The organism is Oligoflexus sp. (genome assembly GCF_035638955.1).
In the GTDB taxonomy this organism is placed as follows: domain Bacteria; phylum Bdellovibrionota_B; class Oligoflexia; order Oligoflexales; family Oligoflexaceae; genus Oligoflexus.
The window spans coordinates 37,690-55,223 of sequence record NZ_DASQYZ010000486.1; the positions used below are offsets into that span (position 1 = coordinate 37,690).

Genomic DNA, 17,534 nt, shown 5'->3' on the forward strand with positions numbered 1-17,534 from the left:
GCCAATTGAGTGGCGGCCGTCCTGAGCCCTTGCCCCCTGATAAAATCAGGGGATCCATAATGTATTTTCCAATTACAGCGCTGGTGCGTGCTCTTCGATCACAAAGGCCTCGATCACATCGCCTTCGCGAATGTCGGTGTAACCTTCGATACTGATACCGCACTCATAACCTTGCACGACTTCCTTGACGTCATCCTTAAAGCGGCGAAGCGATCCGATTCTACCGCTGTAAATGACGACATCATTCCGGACAAGTCGCAGCAGCGAGCTTCTCGTAACCTTGCCATCCAGAACCGAAGTACCGGCGATAAGGCCAATTTTCGGAACCTTGATGGTGGCACGAACTTCGGCGTGACCGAGGATAACCTCTTTCTGCACCGGAGGCAGCTTACCAGCCATGATCGACTTCAGAACGTCGACAATGTCGTAAATGATGCTGAAATACTTGATCAGCACACCTTGCTTCTCAGCTTCCTCATCCAGACCGCGAGCGGCGCGAACGTTGAAGCCGATGATCACAGCACCCGATGTCGCTCCAAGAGCCATATCGGATTCATTGATCCCGCCGACCGCTTTGTGAACAATGCGGTTCCGCACGCGATCGGTATTGAGTTTCATCACGGCTTCCGCGATGGCTTCCACCGAACCCATGGTATCAGCTTTGATAATCACAGGGACTTCAAGAGCATCAGCAACCTTGGCTTTAGCCAGCAGCTGCTCGAGCGTCGCAGCCGAAGAACGGTTCTGCGCTTTGCTCATCTCCTGATCGCGGCGCCAGCTGGCCACTTCCTTGGCGGTTTTTTCGTCTTCCACCACATCGAACTGATCACCCGCCATAGGCGCTTCGGACAGACCGACGATCTCGATAGGAGTCGAGGGACCGGCTTCCTTCAGGCGCTTGCCTGTATGATCATGCATGGCGCGGACGCGACCCAGGGTGGTACCAGCCACCACGTAGTCACCGACACGAACCATACCTTTTTGAATCATCATCGTGGCCACAGGACCGCGACCTTTATCCAGGTGGGCTTCCACCACAACACCTGAAGCCGGTACGTCGATCGGGGCTTTCAGTTCCAGAACTTCAGCCTGAAGCAGGATGGCATCGAGGAGTTCGTCGATACCAATGCCTTGCAACGCGGAAACTTTCACATACTGCGTCTCGCCGCCCCACTCTTCCGACTGGATGCCTTGATCTGCAAGTTCGCGGTTCACGCGATCGAGGTTCTTGTTAGGCTTATCGATCTTGTTGATGGCAACAATGATCGGCACATTCGCAGCGCGGGCATGCGAGATGGCTTCAATGGTCTGAGGCATCACACCGTCATCGGCAGCAACGACCAGAACCACAATATCGGTAACTTTTGCACCGCGGGAACGCATGGCCGAAAAGGCTTCGTGACCCGGGGTATCCAGGAAGGCCACCTTGCGACCGTTCTTTTCCACCGTATAAGCACCGATGTGCTGGGTAATACCACCGGCTTCACCGGCTGCAACCTTGGCTTTACGGATGGCATCCAGAATCGACGTTTTACCGTGGTCGACGTGACCCATAATCGTAACGATAGGCGGACGCTCTTCCAACAAGGCGGTGTCCTGGGCTTTTTTCTTGTCCGACAGGATGTCTTCGATGGAAACCACGTTGCTCTTCACTTCGAATTGATATTCCGAAGCCAAAAGGGTGGCCGTATCGAAATCCAGAGGCTGGTTCATCGTTGCCATGACGCCTTGCGTCATGAGCTTCTTAATGATTTCAGCCGCTTTGACCGACAGCTGTTTCGCCAGCTCGGCCACAGTAATTTCGCTGCCCATTTTCACGATACGGTACGAAGCCCGTGGCGTGGTCAGCTGGGTTTTCTTGAGATCCTTACGACGCTTCAGATCTTTCCGGCGACCGGAAGCCTGCGGCGTGTAGATCATTTTTTTCTTTTCTTCAACGACCGGCGCTTCCGGCACCACTTCAATCTCTTCGCCTTCTTCATCCAAGGGTTCAGCCTGGTTGAGCAAAGCTCTGAGGTTGAGCTGATCGCGCTTGGCTTTCTGCGCTTTTTTCAGGACGTTTTCTTCCGGTCCTTCGACATTGGCAAAGGAACGTTTTTTATCTTTTTCTTTGGATTTCGAACCATCATCCCGCCAGGTCTTGGTACCGATGCCGAGGCCACCATCTTCTGGCAGATCCAGACTGGGTCCTTTGGCAATTTGTCCCATAGGACGCTGGCCAACACGAGGGCCGATGGTGATGCCGCTTCCGCCGCTACCTCCACCTTCGCTGCCGCCGATGCGGGGCGCTGGACGAGTACCAACCGGCATAATGCGGGCTGTTGACGCCGAACGGGGTCTTGGTTGTTCTTCTTCTGTCGGAGCACGACGAACGATCGTTGCTCCACCTGGCCTTTGAGGCGATGGCGACGGCGATGCCGATGCCATGGTCGAGGGCGGTGGCGTCAGCGCTTCGCGCCTGACGATTTTCGCCGTATCGTTAGGGTTCGTACTCTCTGGAGCGCGCTGCATGGGTCGTCCTTCGCTGACAGGCGCTGGGCTGGGAGCACGCGCCTCTTGACGCACGGGGGGAGGAGTGGGGGCCGGAGGCCGTACATCCATCCGCGGGCTTGGGGTTTCTGGCTCCTCTACGTGTTTAGGAGCCTCAGCTGCAGCAGGAGTCACCGGAGCGGCGCTGGCTGCAGGTTGTTCGATCTGGGGAGCAGTCTGAATAGGTTCGGGCTCGCTGATTTCGTCTTCAGGTTCATAGTCAGCTTCAGCGGCTACTTCGACGGCAGGTGCCGACGGAGGAGCAGTATCCATAACAGGTACAGGCGCAGCAGCAACAGGCACGACTTCGTCTTCGGCTTCCACTTCATGATGGGTGGAGTCAGAACTCGCCGCCGCCACCTCATGATCGACGTCACTTGATGACGCAGCTGCTTCTCTCTCTTCGTCCGGGCCTTTTCGGCGCCGAATGACTGAAGGGCTTGCTTTGGGAGCTTTTCCCGCACCTTCCCCACTCAACTCGCGCTTGACACGGACAATCTGGTCAGCCGTCAAAGTACTTTGATGGCTGGAAACCTCGATGCCGATATCCTTCAGCTTGTTGACAAGCAACTTACTTTCGATCTTTAGCTCGCGGGCTAATTCGTAGACACGAATTTTGGACATTCGCTCTGAGTCCCCCAAGGTATCTCTTTAGCATTCAATCTGTATTTTTAGTGCAAATGGGAAGGGAAAAGTGGTTCGTTTTTCGAGCCGCTTCTCCTTTGCCTTTGCTTATTCGGATTGCAGGTAGCGATCAGCAGCCATTTGAATGGTCCGTGCGACGCCTATCGACAATCCTGTCTTCTGAGCTACTTCTTCGGCAGAGTCCGCCACAATATCACCTATTGTGACGTAGCCACCTTCAGCCAATGCATGGGCAGTTGCCTCACCGACCCCAGACAGCTCCAAAAAGACCTTCACACGCTCGCTAATTTGAGAGTCTTCGGCCTTATTGTCAAGTGTAACGGGGGACGCAGAGGAATTTGCCAGCACATCATCCACAGGAGGATACTTTTTAGGCTCAGCGCGGCCCGATGTCGGGGTACTGCTGGCCACACGCTTGGCTCGTTCAATGAGTTCCAGCGCTTGCTCCTGATCCATATTTAACAGGCGGTTCAGGGTCCTTGGAGACATTTGGGCTACTTCTGAAGGGGTAGTAAAACCTTCCTGCAGCAAAAGGTCGGCCATCATATCGTCCAAGCCCTCAATGCGAACCAAGTTCGTTTTGGCGCCTGCCATTTTTTCTTCAATCGACGATTCGCTCTTAATGTCGAGACGCCAGCCCGTCAGCTGAGCTGCCAGACGTACGTTCTGACCTCTTTTACCGATCGCCAGCGACAGCTGGTCATCACCCACAATCACTTCCATGCTGTGATTATCTTCGTCGACAATCACTTTGCTCACGACTGCAGGGGCCAGAGCGTTACACACGAGGCGAGCAGGGTCATGATCGTAAGGAACGATATCAATTTTTTCACCATTGATTTCATTCACAACGGCCTGAACACGCGATCCTTTCATACCCACGCACGCGCCGACAGGGTCGACAGCGGAATCGCGGGAATAAACAGCGATCTTCGAGCGATAACCGGGATCACGGGCAGCACTTTCAATCGTGACGATACCATCATAGATTTCCGTCACATGCTGACTGAAGAGGGCCACCAGGAAGCCGGGATGAGCGCGTGACATGATGATCTGCGGGCCGCGGCTCGAACGCTTGACGTCCACCACATAGGCCTGGATCCGATCCTTCACGCGGAATTTTTCCGTAGGAACCTGTTCTTTATAAGGAATCACAGCTTCAGTGCGACCCAAATCAACGATGATATCGTTACGCTCAAAGCGCCGAACATACCCGCTGAGGATTTCACCAACGCGATCCTTGAATTCATCAAAAACTTGCGCACGCTCAGCGTCACGCACTTTCTGCACGATGATTTGTTTCGCCGACTGGGCTGCGATACGACCGAATTTGGTGGTATCGATCTTGATACCGATGGCATCACCCAGAACAGTTTCGGAATCCAATTTACGGGCGTCCGATAGGGCGATTTCCAAACTTTCGTTGGCAACATCATCATCATCGACAACAGTGCGAAACTGATAGAGTTCGATTTCGTCCGTTTCTTCGTTATAATGAGCTTCAAGGTCGGCCGTCGCTCCCAAAGTCCGGCGTGCGGCATGCACCACCGCCTGCTGGAGAGCGTCGATGATCACTGCCTTGTCCAGATTTTTGTCGCGGCTGACGCCGGAAATGACTTTGCGGAGCTCGGATTCTAATTCTGAACTATCGATTAGAGTCATCGTCGGTCGTTCCTTCTCAAGAAGTTGTCAAAAAAGTTAAAAAAGATCCGTAGTTCCAACATCATGTCAGTGTTTTTCACCACTCAAACACAACGTTGGCCTTGCGAATCGCTTGGAATGGAAAGTTCCAGACACCTGCCGGCAACTCTAAGGATACGATATCATCCTGGTCTATTCCAAGAAGCTTCCCTGCACCTTCCATTCTGTTCTGCGTTCTTTCAAGCAAACGCACCTTTATTTTTTGGCCGATCACACGTGAAAAATGATCACGTGTACGGAGAGGGCGTTCAATACCAGGCGAACTGATTTCCAAACGATAATCTCCAGGAACCAGCACATCCAGGTCGTTCGCTTCAATCAACAGATCATTGACACGAAGACAGTCTTCCATCTTGATGCCATCAGGCCTGTCAATGTAGACGCGCAGTGTTTCTTCCGTTCCATCCCATTCAACTTCGACACATTCATAGCCGAGAGGGGCAATCTTCGGATTGATAAGCGCGATAATCTTGTCGTATTGCTGGCGATTCATTTTTCAAACACCACAAATAAAAAAGCCCAGCACGCACCATCACAGTGAGCAAGGCATTCATATAAACCATGATTGATTTGGGTCAACATGAGGGCCGATCGCCCGCTGGTACTTGCGAGCTGACGTGCAGAAGCCGTACGCTGAACCTCTCCGTGACTCGCAGGGAGTATAATAGGGTTCACGGCGTACAATCTAACGAACGACGTTTAGCAGGTCCCCCTGAGAAAGTCAACTCTTTTGACCTATTTCTGCAAGCCCAAGGCGCTGCCATAAGAGTTGTAAATTGGCCTTCCCTCCATAAAGCGCTAGGATGTTCTGAACTTTTCCAAGCCTGTTACTCTCATGAATTAATTTAAATAATTTTCGCAACTTATACGTTGGAGTCCCCCAGCCTTGGCACCCCATCGAGCCGACCACCGCCAACACCTCGACGAGAAGAGCCGCCGTCAGCTTATCGAAGGACTGGTCCGTGACTGGGATTTTCGCCGCCTGATGACATGGGCGGATCAGCAGCCCGAGCGTCTGAGCACCCGTGAGGAATTGCTCGTGTGTTACGCCCGTGAACGATTGAACGAAACCGACGCCTGGCAGAAAAGCATGATGCGTCTACGGCAGCGAGTCTTTCACGATGAACTGGAACACCTGGCCTGGCGTGCGCTCAGTCTGCAAACGCTGAAAGACCTTCGTAAGGTGGCGAGCGATCTGAGGCAGGCCGTTTGCTTTCCTCACGACCTGCTCCTGCAGGCCGCTTGGGTGCGCGTGGCCGATCGTCTGGCCGCCATGCAGCAAACGGATGAGGCTTGGGAGCTTTACGCTTGTTTCCCAGGGTCAGGCGAGCCAAGCGAGTGGCAGCGGCTGACGGAATTGAAAGCCACCATCGTCAGCTATTTAAACGGCAAGCTCGACCATGAGATGGTCATCGCCCTGCTTCGAAGTTCATGCGCGCAGTGGTCGGGAACACCTCTGGCTGAGGCTTACGGCGTCGCGTTTCACCTTTACATTGCCAGCATTTCAGCAAGGTGGTTTGAACAGGTCCGCCTGCAGAATCAGTTGCGCAAGATTTTGGATGAATTGTCACATGCCGAGGATCAGCCCGAACTGCTTGAGGTCGCTGCTTATCTCCTGAATCCCGAACAGGGGCTTGGTGCCGCCCTTTGGAAAAGCCAGCTGCCTGATGCCGCCACGCCGGAACATTCAAGTTTTGTTCACGTTCCTGAAATGCTCTGGCTGACTCACTGCATGGAAGGACTGGAAACTATTCAAAAAGCCTCACAGGAACAGAGTCTCCCCGCGCTTAAGGAGGCTCTGGCAAAGCAGGAAAGGCTGGGCAATGGCCTGCTCGCTGCGTGTGCGCGTTCCAGGCTCCTGGGCCATATTCTGCATCAATATCCGCTTCGCGATGAACCGGAGTTGGCTGCTTTTTGGTTTCAGGAACTTCGACTCCTGCAGAGCATGCCCTACAATGAGCTGCAAAGTTTTGGAGCTCTGCTTCTGGCCGCGTATCTCTATCGGCGGGGAGAGTTTCATGATTGCATTCAAACGCTCCGCCGCGCCCGACGATTATCTCAGGATCGTCTGCGTCGTCGCATTATCAGTTTATGGCTGGCCCACGCCCGTGGGCGCATGCCTCGCCATGTGGATCCTGAACTGAGTGCCGTAAGCTTGCAGCTTTTGCGATACTTTTTCGCACCAAGTTTGAAAAGCCTGGGGCATAGCCTGTATTTGATCAACGACGTCTATAAAGTTGACCTCGGCCCCTATCCGGTTTTGAATCGCCTGCTTCAGGAAATTTTACGCCATCCGCAAAAAGCTCTTGCCACTCAGGATGTTCAGGATCTCGTCTGGCGCCAGACCGCGTCTTTGGAAGGATGGAAACAGAAACTGCGTAATACGGTCTCGCGTCTGCGTTTCCAGTTTCGCTTTATGATGGCGCCCCTGGTCATTCAATCGCAAGGCATGCTGCGGCTGAATCTGGAGGCCCTGAGTTTTGAACCGGTCCCCGCGAATTTACAGAGCGAGCGCATGCAGGATATCCTGCGCGCCCTGCAGCATGGGCCACGCTCGATGGAAGGCCTCAAGGACGCCACCCGCATCCCGGACAGCACCCTGAGGCGCTATTTACGCGAGCTGCAGGACCAGGGATTGATTGAGGCGGATTTGAAGCACCATCGTCTGCTTTTTACGTCCGTTTGCGCTGCAGATGCCAGAGGTTGAGAATCGAGTAGGCCATAAGAATGACATCGGCTGACCACGCGGCCGGTATGGGCGGCAACAGTCCTCGCTTGGCGAGGGCACGGGCGGCGTTGAGGAAGAACCAGTAACTCATCCCTATCGCGACTGCGAGCAGAACACCTCGTGCCGTTTCCATCGAGCGTTCTGATCGATAGCCAAAACGCAAACCGATCAGGCAGACCACAAAGGGCGCAAGGTGAAAGGCGAGTTTGGTATGCAGCTCCACCTTGTAAGAAAGGATGTCCACACCGGATGCTGAGCCCTTGCGAATGGTTTCGATCAGCTCAGCCGACGAAAGCTCATTGGGTGATCGGCGTTCTTTCTTGAGTTTCACCGGCTCCACGGGAATACTGACCGGCATCACGTCTTTCCTTTCGGTGTAAGACAATGTGCCTTTAGGCCAGAAATATAGGATTTTCACGTCCTCCAAAAGCCAATCCAGACTCTCCGCTCGATAGGTGGCAAGACGGGCTTCCAGGCTTTTTTTCGGCCGAAAGTTTTCTCCAGTCTCGATCACACGGACACCGGTCATCACATTGGTAATGGGATCATAATCGCGAAAGTTATAGAGGATATTTTCATCCTTCACCCAGCGGGCCCCTTCTGCGATTTGGGTTTCCGAGCCTCTCTCGATCTGGACTTCAGAAATATAGTGCATCCTCTGCGACCAACGGGGCAGGATGTATTCGCCAAGAAAGATGTTAATCAGACAAAGAAAAAGCCCACCGATGACGATCGGCATGCCAACCCTTAAGGGTCCCATGCCGGCGGCTCGCATCGCGGTGATTTCGTTGGTCCGGCTCAAAAGGACCATTGTGATGACAGACGCCAGAAGCGCAGAGATCGGCAGAGCCTGAATAATCATGCTCGGCAACGAGAAGATATAAAGTTTGATGAGAAGGCCGGTTTCTGGATTAAACCGCGGGATATATCTCGTAGTCTTATGGATAAAGTCGAAAAGCAAAAATAAAAAGACGCAGAGCAGCAACGTCCCTACAACATATCGAATAAAATCCCGCAGCACATAGAAAAATAAAGTCATGTTCCGCCTTCGTCGCTACCACACTACTGCGACGACTTTACTCCCGGCCTGACCGCCTTCGCAAGCAGATATGGGAGTCCTTTCTTCCCGCGCTCCAGGCGGCCCAATATTTTCACACGATTCACGGATTCCTGAGCCAGGATCTGATAGGACTCGTCCACGGCTGTCAGCACCACCAGGATGCGGCCGTCCTGATCGGACATGACAAGGTGAGTGCTGGACTCGCCGCGTTCCAGGATGTCACCTTCCAGGATCACATCCTTGCCAAAGAGATCACCCGTATCAAAATGCAATTGCTTGGTCGTGACCTGAAATGGTTCACCGAAAACGGTTCCACCGGTCCATGAGAAACTGGTTTCATCAATGTCGTCTTTGATGCCCTGAATTTTCTGGCAGGAAACATGAGTCAGCGCGAGCGCCAACAGAATGGCAACCAGACCTGGCTTGGAAACAGACATAGACCACCTCCCGGTACATATGGCAATTTTACCATAAGACGGGATGCCCTGGCAGGGGACGAGCTGATTTTGGGCAAAAAAAACCCGCCGGAGAGGGCGGGTGTTTTCACTTACTTCGCGTCAGCAGTCTTTGGTTTGAGCTCGAAGTCCACGAATTCGATCATGCACATCTGAGCGCCATCACCAACGCGGAGTCCGCGCTTCAGGATCCGGCAATAACCGCCTGGACGGTCTTTAAAACGAGTCGCGAGGTCGCCAAACACTTTGGCAACAGCTTCTTTTTCGAAGAGATAAGCACCGGCCTGACGGCGGTGGTGCAGACTGCCCTTCTTACCCAAAGTCACCATTTTCTCAACAACGCTGCGCAGTTCTTTGGCCTTTGGCAAAGTCGTTGTAATACGCTCATGAGTGATCAACGACGTGGCCAAGTTCCGCAAAAGAGCTTTACGGTGAGCTGAATCGCGACCGAGTTTCCGATAGCCGTGCTTGTGTCTCATAACTAGCCTCTTAACCTTTAATTGCTTTCGCTTTCTTTTTGTCTCAGCATCGAAGGATCAAATCCGTCGATCTTCATACCAAGGGATAGGCCCATTTCAGCCAGGATATCCTTGATTTCGTTGAGAGACTTACGACCAAAGTTTTTGGTTTTCAGCATCTCAGCTTCTGTCTTCGTGACCAGCTCGCCGATATACTTGATATTGGCGTTTTCCAGACAGTTGGCAGCGCGTACCGAGAGTTCCAACGAGTCGACCGTCTTGAACAGGTTTTCGTTCAATTGCGGACGAGCTTCAATGGTTTCTTCCGAACCGCGAGCTTCCACTTCTTCCGATTCATCGAAGTTGATGAAGATCGTCAGCTGTTCTTTCAGAATCTTTGCTGCGTAAGCCAGTGCATCATCCGGCCGAACCGCGGCATTAGTCCAAACTTCCAGCGTGAGTTTATCGTAGTCAGTCATCTGACCCACGCGAGCGTTCGATACGGTGTAGGCCACGCGACGAACGGGAGCGAAGATCGAATCGGTTACTATATAGCCCGTAGGAATAGTTTCCGTACGGTTGGCATCAGCCGAAACATAGCCGCGACCATGACGAACGATCATTTCCATCGACAGCGAACCATCGGAACCGATCGTTGCAATGTGCTGCTCAGGGTTCAGGATTTCCACATCGCTGCTGGCTTGAATATCGCCAGCGCGCAGGATGCCATCACCTTTGGACTTCAGCGTAATGCGGGCATCGTTTTCGCCCAAATAACGAATATTGACCTGCTTCAGGTTCAATATAATATCTGTCACGTCTTCCTTGACGCCCGTGATCGTGCTCAGCTCGTGCTCGACGCCCTCGATCCGAACGGCAACAATAGCCGCACCATTGATGCTTGAGAGAAGCACGCGTCGCAGCGAGTTACCAAGCGTGATACCATAACCGCGCTCGAGCGGCTTCGCAATAAACTTGCCATAGGTATCGGTCAAGGCGGCAATTTCTACGTTATTAGGAGTGATCAAGTCTTGCCAATTGCGATGCATGAACGCTTCTCCGTCTTGATTCCGTTAATGATGAATAAGACCTGATTTCATTAGCGCGGCTCTTCGAATCGTCTAATGAACGCGGCTGTTTTGATAGTCCAGTACTGTCATTCTACCAGCATTTTTCTGCTGGTCTAGAAATATCGCGGCCTTCTGCAAATCAGGCCGCGGACTTGGACCACTTTAGCCCCAGATCAGACCCTACGCCGCTTTGGCGGTCTGCAACCATTATGCGGAACTGGAGTGATGTCTTTTAGCAAGTTGACCTTCAGGCCGACAGCCGACAAAGCGCGAACGGCGCTTTCACGACCCGAGCCTGGTCCCTTAACAAGAACCGAGATCGAACGCATTCCTGCGTCCATGGCTTTACGGGCAGCTTCTTCTGCAGCAACCTGGGCTGCAAATGGGGTGCTCTTACGAGAACCCTTGAAGCCTTTGGCACCCGCGGTCGACCATGCAACCACTTCACCGTTAAGGTCGGTGATGGTAACGATAGTATTGTTAAAGGTGGCTTGAATATGAGCGACCCCCATGGGGACGTTCTTTTTCGTTTTGCGCTTTTTAACGACAGTAGCCTTTGCCATATCAACCTATTCCTTTTAACGCGGTTACTTCTTCTTGTTAGCAATCGTCTTACGAGGACCTTTACGCGTACGCGCGTTGGTCTTTGTACGCTGACCGCGAACAGGAAGGCCTTTGCGATGACGCAGACCGCGGTAATTGCCCAAGTCAATCAGGCGCTTAATATTTAGCGAAACTTCACGGCGGAGGTCACCCTCAACCAGAATACCTTCACCGTCGATTACTTTACGGATGGAGTTGACCTCTTCGGCGCTCAATTCAGCAGCCTTCTTGGTCGCAGGGATTCCAGCTTTTTCGGCGATAACGACAGCAGAACGACGGCCGATGCCGTAGATGCTCGTCAATGCAATATCAACTCTTTTTTGACCAGGAAGGTCAACACCAGCAATACGTGCCATTCCCTAACTCCTTAGCCCTGTCTCTGTTTATGCTTTTTGACTTCACAGATCACGCGCAGCACGCCACTACGACGAACGACCTTGCACTTATCACAGATAGGCTTCACACTTGCTCTAACTTTCATTCAGAACCCTCTCGTATGACTAGGGCACGATTGCGTCGTCATCCTTCGCTGTGCCCGCCGTATTCTTTTACTTTGCGCGATAAACTATTCTTCCACGACCCAGATCATACGGAGAGATCTCCAGCTTGACCTTGTCACCAGGCAGGATGCGAATGAAGTGCATACGCATTTTGCCGCTGATATGAGCTAAGACCTCATGGCCGTTTTCAAGTTCGACCTTGAACATCGCATTGGGGAGTGGCTCTTTCACGACCCCTTCGACCTCAATCACATCTTCCTTGGCCATAAGCCTTCCTCGGATTTACGCCTGAATGCCTGCCCAGGGTTGACAGATGCGAAACTTTACACACTTGCCCCTGGTTCAGCAAGTGAAAACCGCTGATTCCCAGAACCCACAACCGCTTCGCTCAGGCGAGAGAACGAAGCTGAGCGGCGAGAGCCTTATACACACTTTCCGTACTTCCGTTGCCGTCAACACGGTGGTAGAGACCGAGGTTCTTATAAAATTCAAGAACCGGACGGGTTTCACTTTCGTAAACACCCAGGCGAACTTTCACCTTCTCTTCCGTGTCATCAGGACGCTGCACAACTTCAGAACCGCAGCGATCACACATCTTATCCTTTTTCGGAGGATTTGTGGTCGCGTGGTAGCTGGCGCCGCAGTTAACACAGGTTCTTCGGCCACTAATACGCTGAACCAGCGCATTAGGATCAACTTCCAAATGGACCGCGCCGCGAATGCCTTCCTTGCCGACCAGTTCCTGCAGAGCCCGGGCTTGCGCCACGTTGCGGGGATAACCATCCAGAAGGATGGGGAAACCGCGAGCGGCTTCCAATTCCGACTGCAGAATGCCGAGGAGAACATCATCGGGGACCAGCTTGCCTTCGGCCATAATGGACTTGGCTTTGTTGCCGATCTCAGTGCCTTCCTTAATATGCTTACGGAGGGCATCACCGGTTGAAATCTTCTTAAAACCTTCCCGCTGGGCGAGAAGGTCCGCTTGAGTTCCCTTGCCTGCGCCAGGGGCGCCCGTAAGGATGACTATCAACGCCGGCCTCCTCTGCTCCTGATACTGGTATTCTTCATGAACGCCTCGTAACGGAGGGACTGGCGATGCGCATCAATCTGTCTAAAGGTTTCCAAAGCCACACCAACGATAATTAAAAGGCTGGTGCCACCAAAATAGAACTGAACGTTGAAACTATCGGTGATCAATGAGGGGATCAAACAGATCGCACTCAGATAAAGAGCACCGGTCAGGGTCAGACGATTGATGATCTTACCCAGATATTCTGAGGTCCGAGCACCAGGACGAATACCTGGAATGAAGCCACCATGCTTCTTCAGGTTTTCCGCGATATCGTCGGGCTTGAACTGAATCGACGTGTAGAAAAATGAGAAGAAGATGATCATGGCAAGGTAAAGCACATTGTAGAGCCAACCACCAGGAATCAAAACCGTTCCCACGACGCTTGCAAATAGACCTGTCTTGGCAAACTGGGCCACCGTCACAGGAATCTGCAGAAGCGAACTGGCAAAGATCGGGGGAATCACACCAGCGGTGTTAATCCGGATGGGCAGATGCGAAGTCTGTCCGCCGTAAACCCGATTGCCAACCTGACGTTTTGCGTATTGAACCGGTACCTGACGGGCACCCTGCTCCATGAAAACCACACCTGCTGTGACGCCCAGGACGATCACCAGAAGGACAGCGATATGGAGGAAGTCCATTTCCGCACTGTTGAATTTCTCGTAGGTGTTGCCAATGACACTCGGCAAACCAGCCACGATACCGCAGAAGATGATGAGTGAGATACCGTTCCCGACGCCACGTTCGGTGATCTGCTCACCCAACCACATGACGAAAGCCGTACCCGCGGTCAAGGAAATCGTAGTCAGAACAGCCCAGCTGGTGGACGGATCAGTTACGAAAGAACCCGTCCCCATCGAGGATGTCGCCAGCGTCCGAGCGATCATGTAGCCCTGAACCAGAGCGATCAAGATCGTGCCGTAACGCGTGTACTGAGTGATTTTCTTACGACCGGCTTCGCCTTCTTTCGAAAGCGCTTCCAGGTGCGGAACAATAACAGTCAGAAGTTGAGCGATAATGGAGGCCGAGATATATGGCATCACACCTAAGGCAAAAATACTGAACCGTTCGAGGGCGCCCCCAGAAAACATGTTAAACATGCCAAAGAGGTTGGCGCCTTGGCCTCTGAAAAACTCAGCCAAAGCCTCCGAATTGACACCCGGGATCGGAACGTGCACCCCAATCCGGTATAGAGCCAAGAAGCCCAGAGTAAACAGGATCTTCTTGGTCAAATGATTGAGAGTCACCTCAGGCAGAGATGATATCCGCTGTCCCACTATTAGATCTCCTCAACTTTACCGCCTGCCTTTTCCACTGCTGCTTTTGCTGCGCCGCTGGTCTTATGAAGCTTGACGGTCAAAGCTTTAGTCAGCTGACCGCGACCAAGCAACTTGACGGGCATATCCGGCTTGCGCAACATTCCACCTTGAGCCAACAACTCTGCGGTTACAACTGTACCCGCGTCAAAAACGTTCAGAGCATCCAGGTTTATCGGATTGTATTCGATCCGAGAAGGATTTGTAAAACCACGTTTTGGGAGACGACGGTATAAAGGAGTTTGACCACCTTCGAAACCGGCGCGGACGTTACCGCTCTTACGGGCTTTTTGACCTTTATGGCCTTTGCCCGAAGTGCCGCCCTTACCGCTACCGGGACCGCGACCAAGACGCTTTTTGTTCTTGTTCGATCCGGGGGCTGGATGCAAATTTTCCAACGACTTCATGATAGACTCCACTTAAGCATCCTTAGTCGTTTACCAACTCGTATTCAACGAGATGGCGGACTTTGTTGATCATCCCGCGGATGCAATTATTATCCTTATGGACTTTCGTCTTCCCAATCTTGCCCAGGCCCAGCGCACGAACGACCTTACGGTTGTTCGGGTTGTTGCCGATCAAGCTACGGGTTTGTCTCACAATAATCTTCGACATAAGAGAACTCCGCCTTAGGCTTTACGAGAGATTAAACCGGAGCCGCTGCATGACGAACCTGGAGAACCTCATGAGGCTCTTTACCGCGGTTCTTTGCATACTCTTCCAGGCTTTCCAGCTGTTGCAAGCCATTGATCACTGCGCGAACCACGTTCTGGTGGTTACGAGTGCCGTGGACTTTGCATACGATGTCTTGAATCCCTGCGAGTTCTGCGATGATACGCACAGCGCCACCAGCGATGATGCCCTTACCTTTTTTAGCAGGGTACATCAGAACCGTTGCGGAGCCGTACTTGCCGACGACTTCGAAAGGAATCGTTCCACCGGTCTTACGAACAGTGATCATGTTTTTCTTGGCCTGATCCGAACCCTTGCGGATCGCATCAGGAACTTCGTTGGCTTTACCCAGACCGAAGCCGACTTTATCTTTGCTATCACCGACGACGATCAAGGCACTGAAGCTGAAACGGCGACCGCCCTTTACAACTTTAGCAACGCGGGCGATGTTCACAACTCTGTCTTGCAGGTTGTCTTCGCCAGCGCTGTTGCCACTATCGCGGCCGCGGTTGTCATTACCGCGATCACCACGTCTGTTGTCGTCGCGTTTATTCGAATTATCTTTAATTATACTTTCTTTAGCCACTGACTTGCGCCTCCAGCATGACTCTTAGAAATCCAGGCCACCTTCACGGGCACCTTCGGCCAAAGCCATGATCCGGCCGTGATAAGCATAACCGTTTTTATCAAACACAACTTTTGTAATGTTCTGAGCTTTGCAGGCTTCCGCCAGCTTCTTACCCAGATCAGAACAAACAGCTTTGCCAGCACGCTCTTCGCTGCCTTTTTTAAAGCTGTGGACATGAGCCAGTGTCACGCCTTTGGTATCGTCGATCACCTGAGCGTAAACGTGCCGGGCTGAGCGGAATACGCTCAGACGGGGACGTTCAGTCGTGCCAAAGATCTTTTTACGGATCCTGGTTTTGCGCTTATTACGCTGCGCGTATTTCGAATTTGTGCTTGCCATGACGCGATCCTACCCCGTTATTTCTTACCGCCAGATTTACCAACTTTGGTGACGATCTTCTCGGCTTCGTAGCGAACGCCTTTACCGTGGTACGGCTCAGGTGGACGCAGCGAGCGGATTTTCGCGGCTGTTTCGCCAACGTTCTCTTTCGAGGCGCCGGTGACGATAATGGTGGTGTTCTTGTCAACGTTCAGATCAACGCCTTCAACAGCTTCGAAATAAACGGGATGACTGAAACCAAGAGAAAGGTTCAAACCTTTGCCTTGCTTGGCACCGCGATAACCTACGCCGACGAGAGTCAGACGTCTTTCATAGCCCTTGTGGCAACCATCGATCATGTTGGCGATCAGAGTGCGCGTCAGGCCATGGAATTTTTTGTTTTCTTTGGTATCAGCAACTGGAGATACCTTGAGGTTCGAACCATCCTGGACGACTTGAATCGACCGGTGGAGCGTTCTCTCCAGTTTGCCTTTGGGGCCCTTCACCTTGATCAGGCTGCCCTCTATTTTAACCTCGACCCCACCTGGGACCGCGATCGGGTTTTTACCTATGCGTGACATATTACCAACCTCTATTAAAAGACGGAGCAGATATACTCGCCGCCGATTTTAAGCTTACGAGCTTCACGATCGGTCATGATACCTTGCGACGTCGAATAGATACCGACGCCGTAACCGCTCTTTACGAATGGAAGCTTGTCATGCGTAACGTAAAGTCGACGGGAAGCAGTGCTTTCACGTTCGATCGTACGAATACCAGGCTTGCCGTCTTCGGAATAAGCCAAGGCAATCTTCAGAACGCCCTGCTTGTCGTCCCGAATACATTTATAGTTACGTACGAAGCCTTCATCGCGCAGGATATGAGCGATAGCAATCTTCATCTTCGAGGCTGGTACGCTCACGATTTCATGGCCCGCTTTTTGAGCGTTCCGGACTCGTGTTAAAAGGTCTGCGATTGGATCATTTACTTGCATCGTCTCTCTTCTCCGACTGCTCTGTTACCAGGATGCTTTTGTCACACCGGCCAACAGACCATTCAAGGCCATTTGCCGGAAACAGATACGACAGACCCCGAACTTACGATAAACCGCTTTCGGTCGACCGCATTTATTGCATCGAGTATAAGCGCGGGTCGAAAACTTCGGTGTGCGCTTACATTTTTCGATCAAAGACTTCTTAGCCATGGTCGCTCCTTAGCTTTTTCTGAAGGGGAAGTTAAACTTTTCCAACAGCGCCTTGGCTTGAATATCATTCTTGGCGCTCATCACGATCGTGATACCCAAACCGCGGATACGATCAACTTTATCGTATTCGATCTCTGGGAAAATGATCTGCTCTTTCACGCCGAGAGTATAGTTGCCGCGACCATCAAAGGCCTTCGGCGAGAATCCACGGAAGTCGCGGATACGAGGGATCGACACGTTGATAAGACGGTCAAGGAACTCGTACATACGCTGACGACGAAGGGTCACGCTACAGCCGATGGGCAAGCCAGCACGCAGTTTGAAACCTGCGATAGCTTTCTTGGACTTGGTCGTAACTGCTTTTTGACCTGTGATTTTTTCCAGGTCAGCCACAGCGCCTTCCAGAATCTTGTGATTCTGAACAGCTTCGCCTTGGCCGATATTCACAACGATTTTTTCGATGTGAGGGATTTCGTTAGGATTAGTTAATCCCAGCTCTTTCCCCAGCTGTTCGCGGATCTTTTGGTATTGGTCTTGAAGTCTAGGGACGTTAGCCATCACGGACACCTTTATAT

General features: G+C 52.3%; 22 protein-coding genes. 1 reads left to right on the forward strand and 21 read right to left on the reverse strand.

Annotation, left to right across the window (positions count from 1 at the left end; translation table 11 throughout):
- Positions 1-72 precede the first annotated feature (72 nt).
- The 3 genes from infB to rimP all read right to left on the reverse strand — a co-directional run bounded on the left by infB (position 73) and on the right by rimP (position 5,368).
- Positions 73-3,153: a translation initiation factor IF-2 gene (gene infB / locus VE954_RS39365; RefSeq protein WP_324963528.1), complete on the reverse strand. Its 3,081-nt coding sequence runs from the start codon at positions 3,151-3,153 to the stop codon at positions 73-75.
- A 108-nt stretch (positions 3,154-3,261) separates the two neighbouring features.
- Positions 3,262-4,836, reverse strand: coding sequence for a transcription termination factor NusA (gene nusA, locus VE954_RS39370; RefSeq protein WP_324963530.1), 1,575 nt, complete (start codon positions 4,834-4,836; stop codon positions 3,262-3,264).
- 76 nt (positions 4,837-4,912) lie between these two features.
- The gene (gene rimP, locus VE954_RS39375) at positions 4,913-5,368 is read right to left on the reverse strand and encodes a ribosome maturation factor RimP (protein WP_324963532.1); all 456 of its coding nucleotides are present in this window, start codon (positions 5,366-5,368) and stop codon (positions 4,913-4,915) included.
- A 393-nt stretch (positions 5,369-5,761) separates the two neighbouring features.
- Here rimP and VE954_RS39380 point away from each other — a divergent pair, with 393 nt between their 5' ends.
- Entirely contained in the window at positions 5,762-7,582 is a 1,821-nt protein-coding gene (locus VE954_RS39380; protein ID WP_324963534.1) for an ArsR family transcriptional regulator, read from the forward strand.
- On the opposite strand, the gene VE954_RS39385 is transcribed toward VE954_RS39380, so the two are convergent.
- The 18 genes from VE954_RS39385 to rplE form a co-directional block, all read right to left on the reverse strand.
- Positions 7,548-8,642: an LptF/LptG family permease gene (locus VE954_RS39385; protein ID WP_324963536.1), complete on the reverse strand. Its 1,095-nt coding sequence runs from the start codon at positions 8,640-8,642 to the stop codon at positions 7,548-7,550. The genes VE954_RS39380 and VE954_RS39385 overlap by 35 nt on opposite strands.
- A gap of 23 nt (positions 8,643-8,665) precedes the next feature.
- On the reverse strand, positions 8,666-9,100 hold the full coding sequence (locus tag VE954_RS39390; protein WP_324963538.1) for a hypothetical protein: 435 nt from the start codon (positions 9,098-9,100) through the stop codon (positions 8,666-8,668).
- A gap of 110 nt (positions 9,101-9,210) precedes the next feature.
- Positions 9,211-9,597 (reverse strand): 50S ribosomal protein L17, encoded by a 387-nt coding sequence (rplQ, locus tag VE954_RS39395; RefSeq protein ID WP_324963540.1) that lies wholly within the window; start codon positions 9,595-9,597, stop codon positions 9,211-9,213.
- Positions 9,598-9,614: 17 nt separating this feature from the next.
- Positions 9,615-10,625 carry a DNA-directed RNA polymerase subunit alpha gene (locus tag VE954_RS39400; RefSeq protein WP_324963542.1) on the reverse strand — a complete coding sequence of 337 codons (1,011 nt, stop codon included), beginning with the start codon at positions 10,623-10,625 and terminating at the stop codon, positions 9,615-9,617.
- A gap of 194 nt (positions 10,626-10,819) precedes the next feature.
- A complete protein-coding gene (rpsK, locus tag VE954_RS39405; RefSeq protein ID WP_324963544.1) occupies positions 10,820-11,209 on the reverse strand; it encodes a 30S ribosomal protein S11 in 390 nt (129 codons plus the stop codon).
- A gap of 24 nt (positions 11,210-11,233) precedes the next feature.
- Positions 11,234-11,605 carry a 30S ribosomal protein S13 gene (gene rpsM / locus VE954_RS39410; RefSeq protein ID WP_141736451.1) on the reverse strand — a complete coding sequence of 124 codons (372 nt, stop codon included), beginning with the start codon at positions 11,603-11,605 and terminating at the stop codon, positions 11,234-11,236.
- Positions 11,606-11,616: 11 nt separating this feature from the next.
- The gene (gene rpmJ / locus VE954_RS39415) at positions 11,617-11,730 is read right to left on the reverse strand and encodes a 50S ribosomal protein L36 (protein WP_141736452.1); all 114 of its coding nucleotides are present in this window, start codon (positions 11,728-11,730) and stop codon (positions 11,617-11,619) included.
- Between the two features lie 67 nt (positions 11,731-11,797).
- Positions 11,798-12,016: a translation initiation factor IF-1 gene (infA, locus tag VE954_RS39420; protein ID WP_141736453.1), complete on the reverse strand. Its 219-nt coding sequence runs from the start codon at positions 12,014-12,016 to the stop codon at positions 11,798-11,800.
- A gap of 121 nt (positions 12,017-12,137) precedes the next feature.
- Positions 12,138-12,779: an adenylate kinase gene (locus VE954_RS39425; RefSeq protein ID WP_324963548.1), complete on the reverse strand. Its 642-nt coding sequence runs from the start codon at positions 12,777-12,779 to the stop codon at positions 12,138-12,140.
- A complete protein-coding gene (secY, locus tag VE954_RS39430) occupies positions 12,776-14,098 on the reverse strand; it encodes a preprotein translocase subunit SecY (protein ID WP_324963550.1) in 1,323 nt (440 codons plus the stop codon). The genes VE954_RS39425 and secY overlap by 4 nt, the downstream gene beginning before the upstream one ends.
- Positions 14,099-14,100: 2 nt before the next feature.
- Positions 14,101-14,544, reverse strand: coding sequence for a 50S ribosomal protein L15 (gene rplO / locus VE954_RS39435; RefSeq protein WP_324963552.1), 444 nt, complete (start codon positions 14,542-14,544; stop codon positions 14,101-14,103).
- Between the two features lie 22 nt (positions 14,545-14,566).
- Positions 14,567-14,752: a 50S ribosomal protein L30 gene (rpmD, locus tag VE954_RS39440; RefSeq protein ID WP_324963554.1), complete on the reverse strand. Its 186-nt coding sequence runs from the start codon at positions 14,750-14,752 to the stop codon at positions 14,567-14,569.
- Positions 14,753-14,783: 31 nt separating this feature from the next.
- Positions 14,784-15,278: a 30S ribosomal protein S5 gene (gene rpsE, locus VE954_RS39445; protein ID WP_324963601.1), complete on the reverse strand. Its 495-nt coding sequence runs from the start codon at positions 15,276-15,278 to the stop codon at positions 14,784-14,786.
- A gap of 141 nt (positions 15,279-15,419) precedes the next feature.
- Positions 15,420-15,776 (reverse strand): 50S ribosomal protein L18, encoded by a 357-nt coding sequence (gene rplR / locus VE954_RS39450; RefSeq protein WP_324963556.1) that lies wholly within the window; start codon positions 15,774-15,776, stop codon positions 15,420-15,422.
- Positions 15,777-15,793: 17 nt separating this feature from the next.
- On the reverse strand, positions 15,794-16,336 hold the full coding sequence (gene rplF, locus VE954_RS39455; RefSeq protein WP_324963558.1) for a 50S ribosomal protein L6: 543 nt from the start codon (positions 16,334-16,336) through the stop codon (positions 15,794-15,796).
- Between the two features lie 14 nt (positions 16,337-16,350).
- The gene (rpsH, locus tag VE954_RS39460) at positions 16,351-16,749 is read right to left on the reverse strand and encodes a 30S ribosomal protein S8 (RefSeq protein ID WP_324963560.1); all 399 of its coding nucleotides are present in this window, start codon (positions 16,747-16,749) and stop codon (positions 16,351-16,353) included.
- Positions 16,750-16,773: 24 nt separating this feature from the next.
- The gene (locus tag VE954_RS39465) at positions 16,774-16,959 is read right to left on the reverse strand and encodes a type Z 30S ribosomal protein S14 (RefSeq protein WP_324963562.1); all 186 of its coding nucleotides are present in this window, start codon (positions 16,957-16,959) and stop codon (positions 16,774-16,776) included.
- Positions 16,960-16,968: 9 nt separating this feature from the next.
- On the reverse strand, positions 16,969-17,517 hold the full coding sequence (gene rplE / locus VE954_RS39470; RefSeq protein ID WP_324963564.1) for a 50S ribosomal protein L5: 549 nt from the start codon (positions 17,515-17,517) through the stop codon (positions 16,969-16,971).
- Positions 17,518-17,534 lie beyond the last annotated feature (17 nt).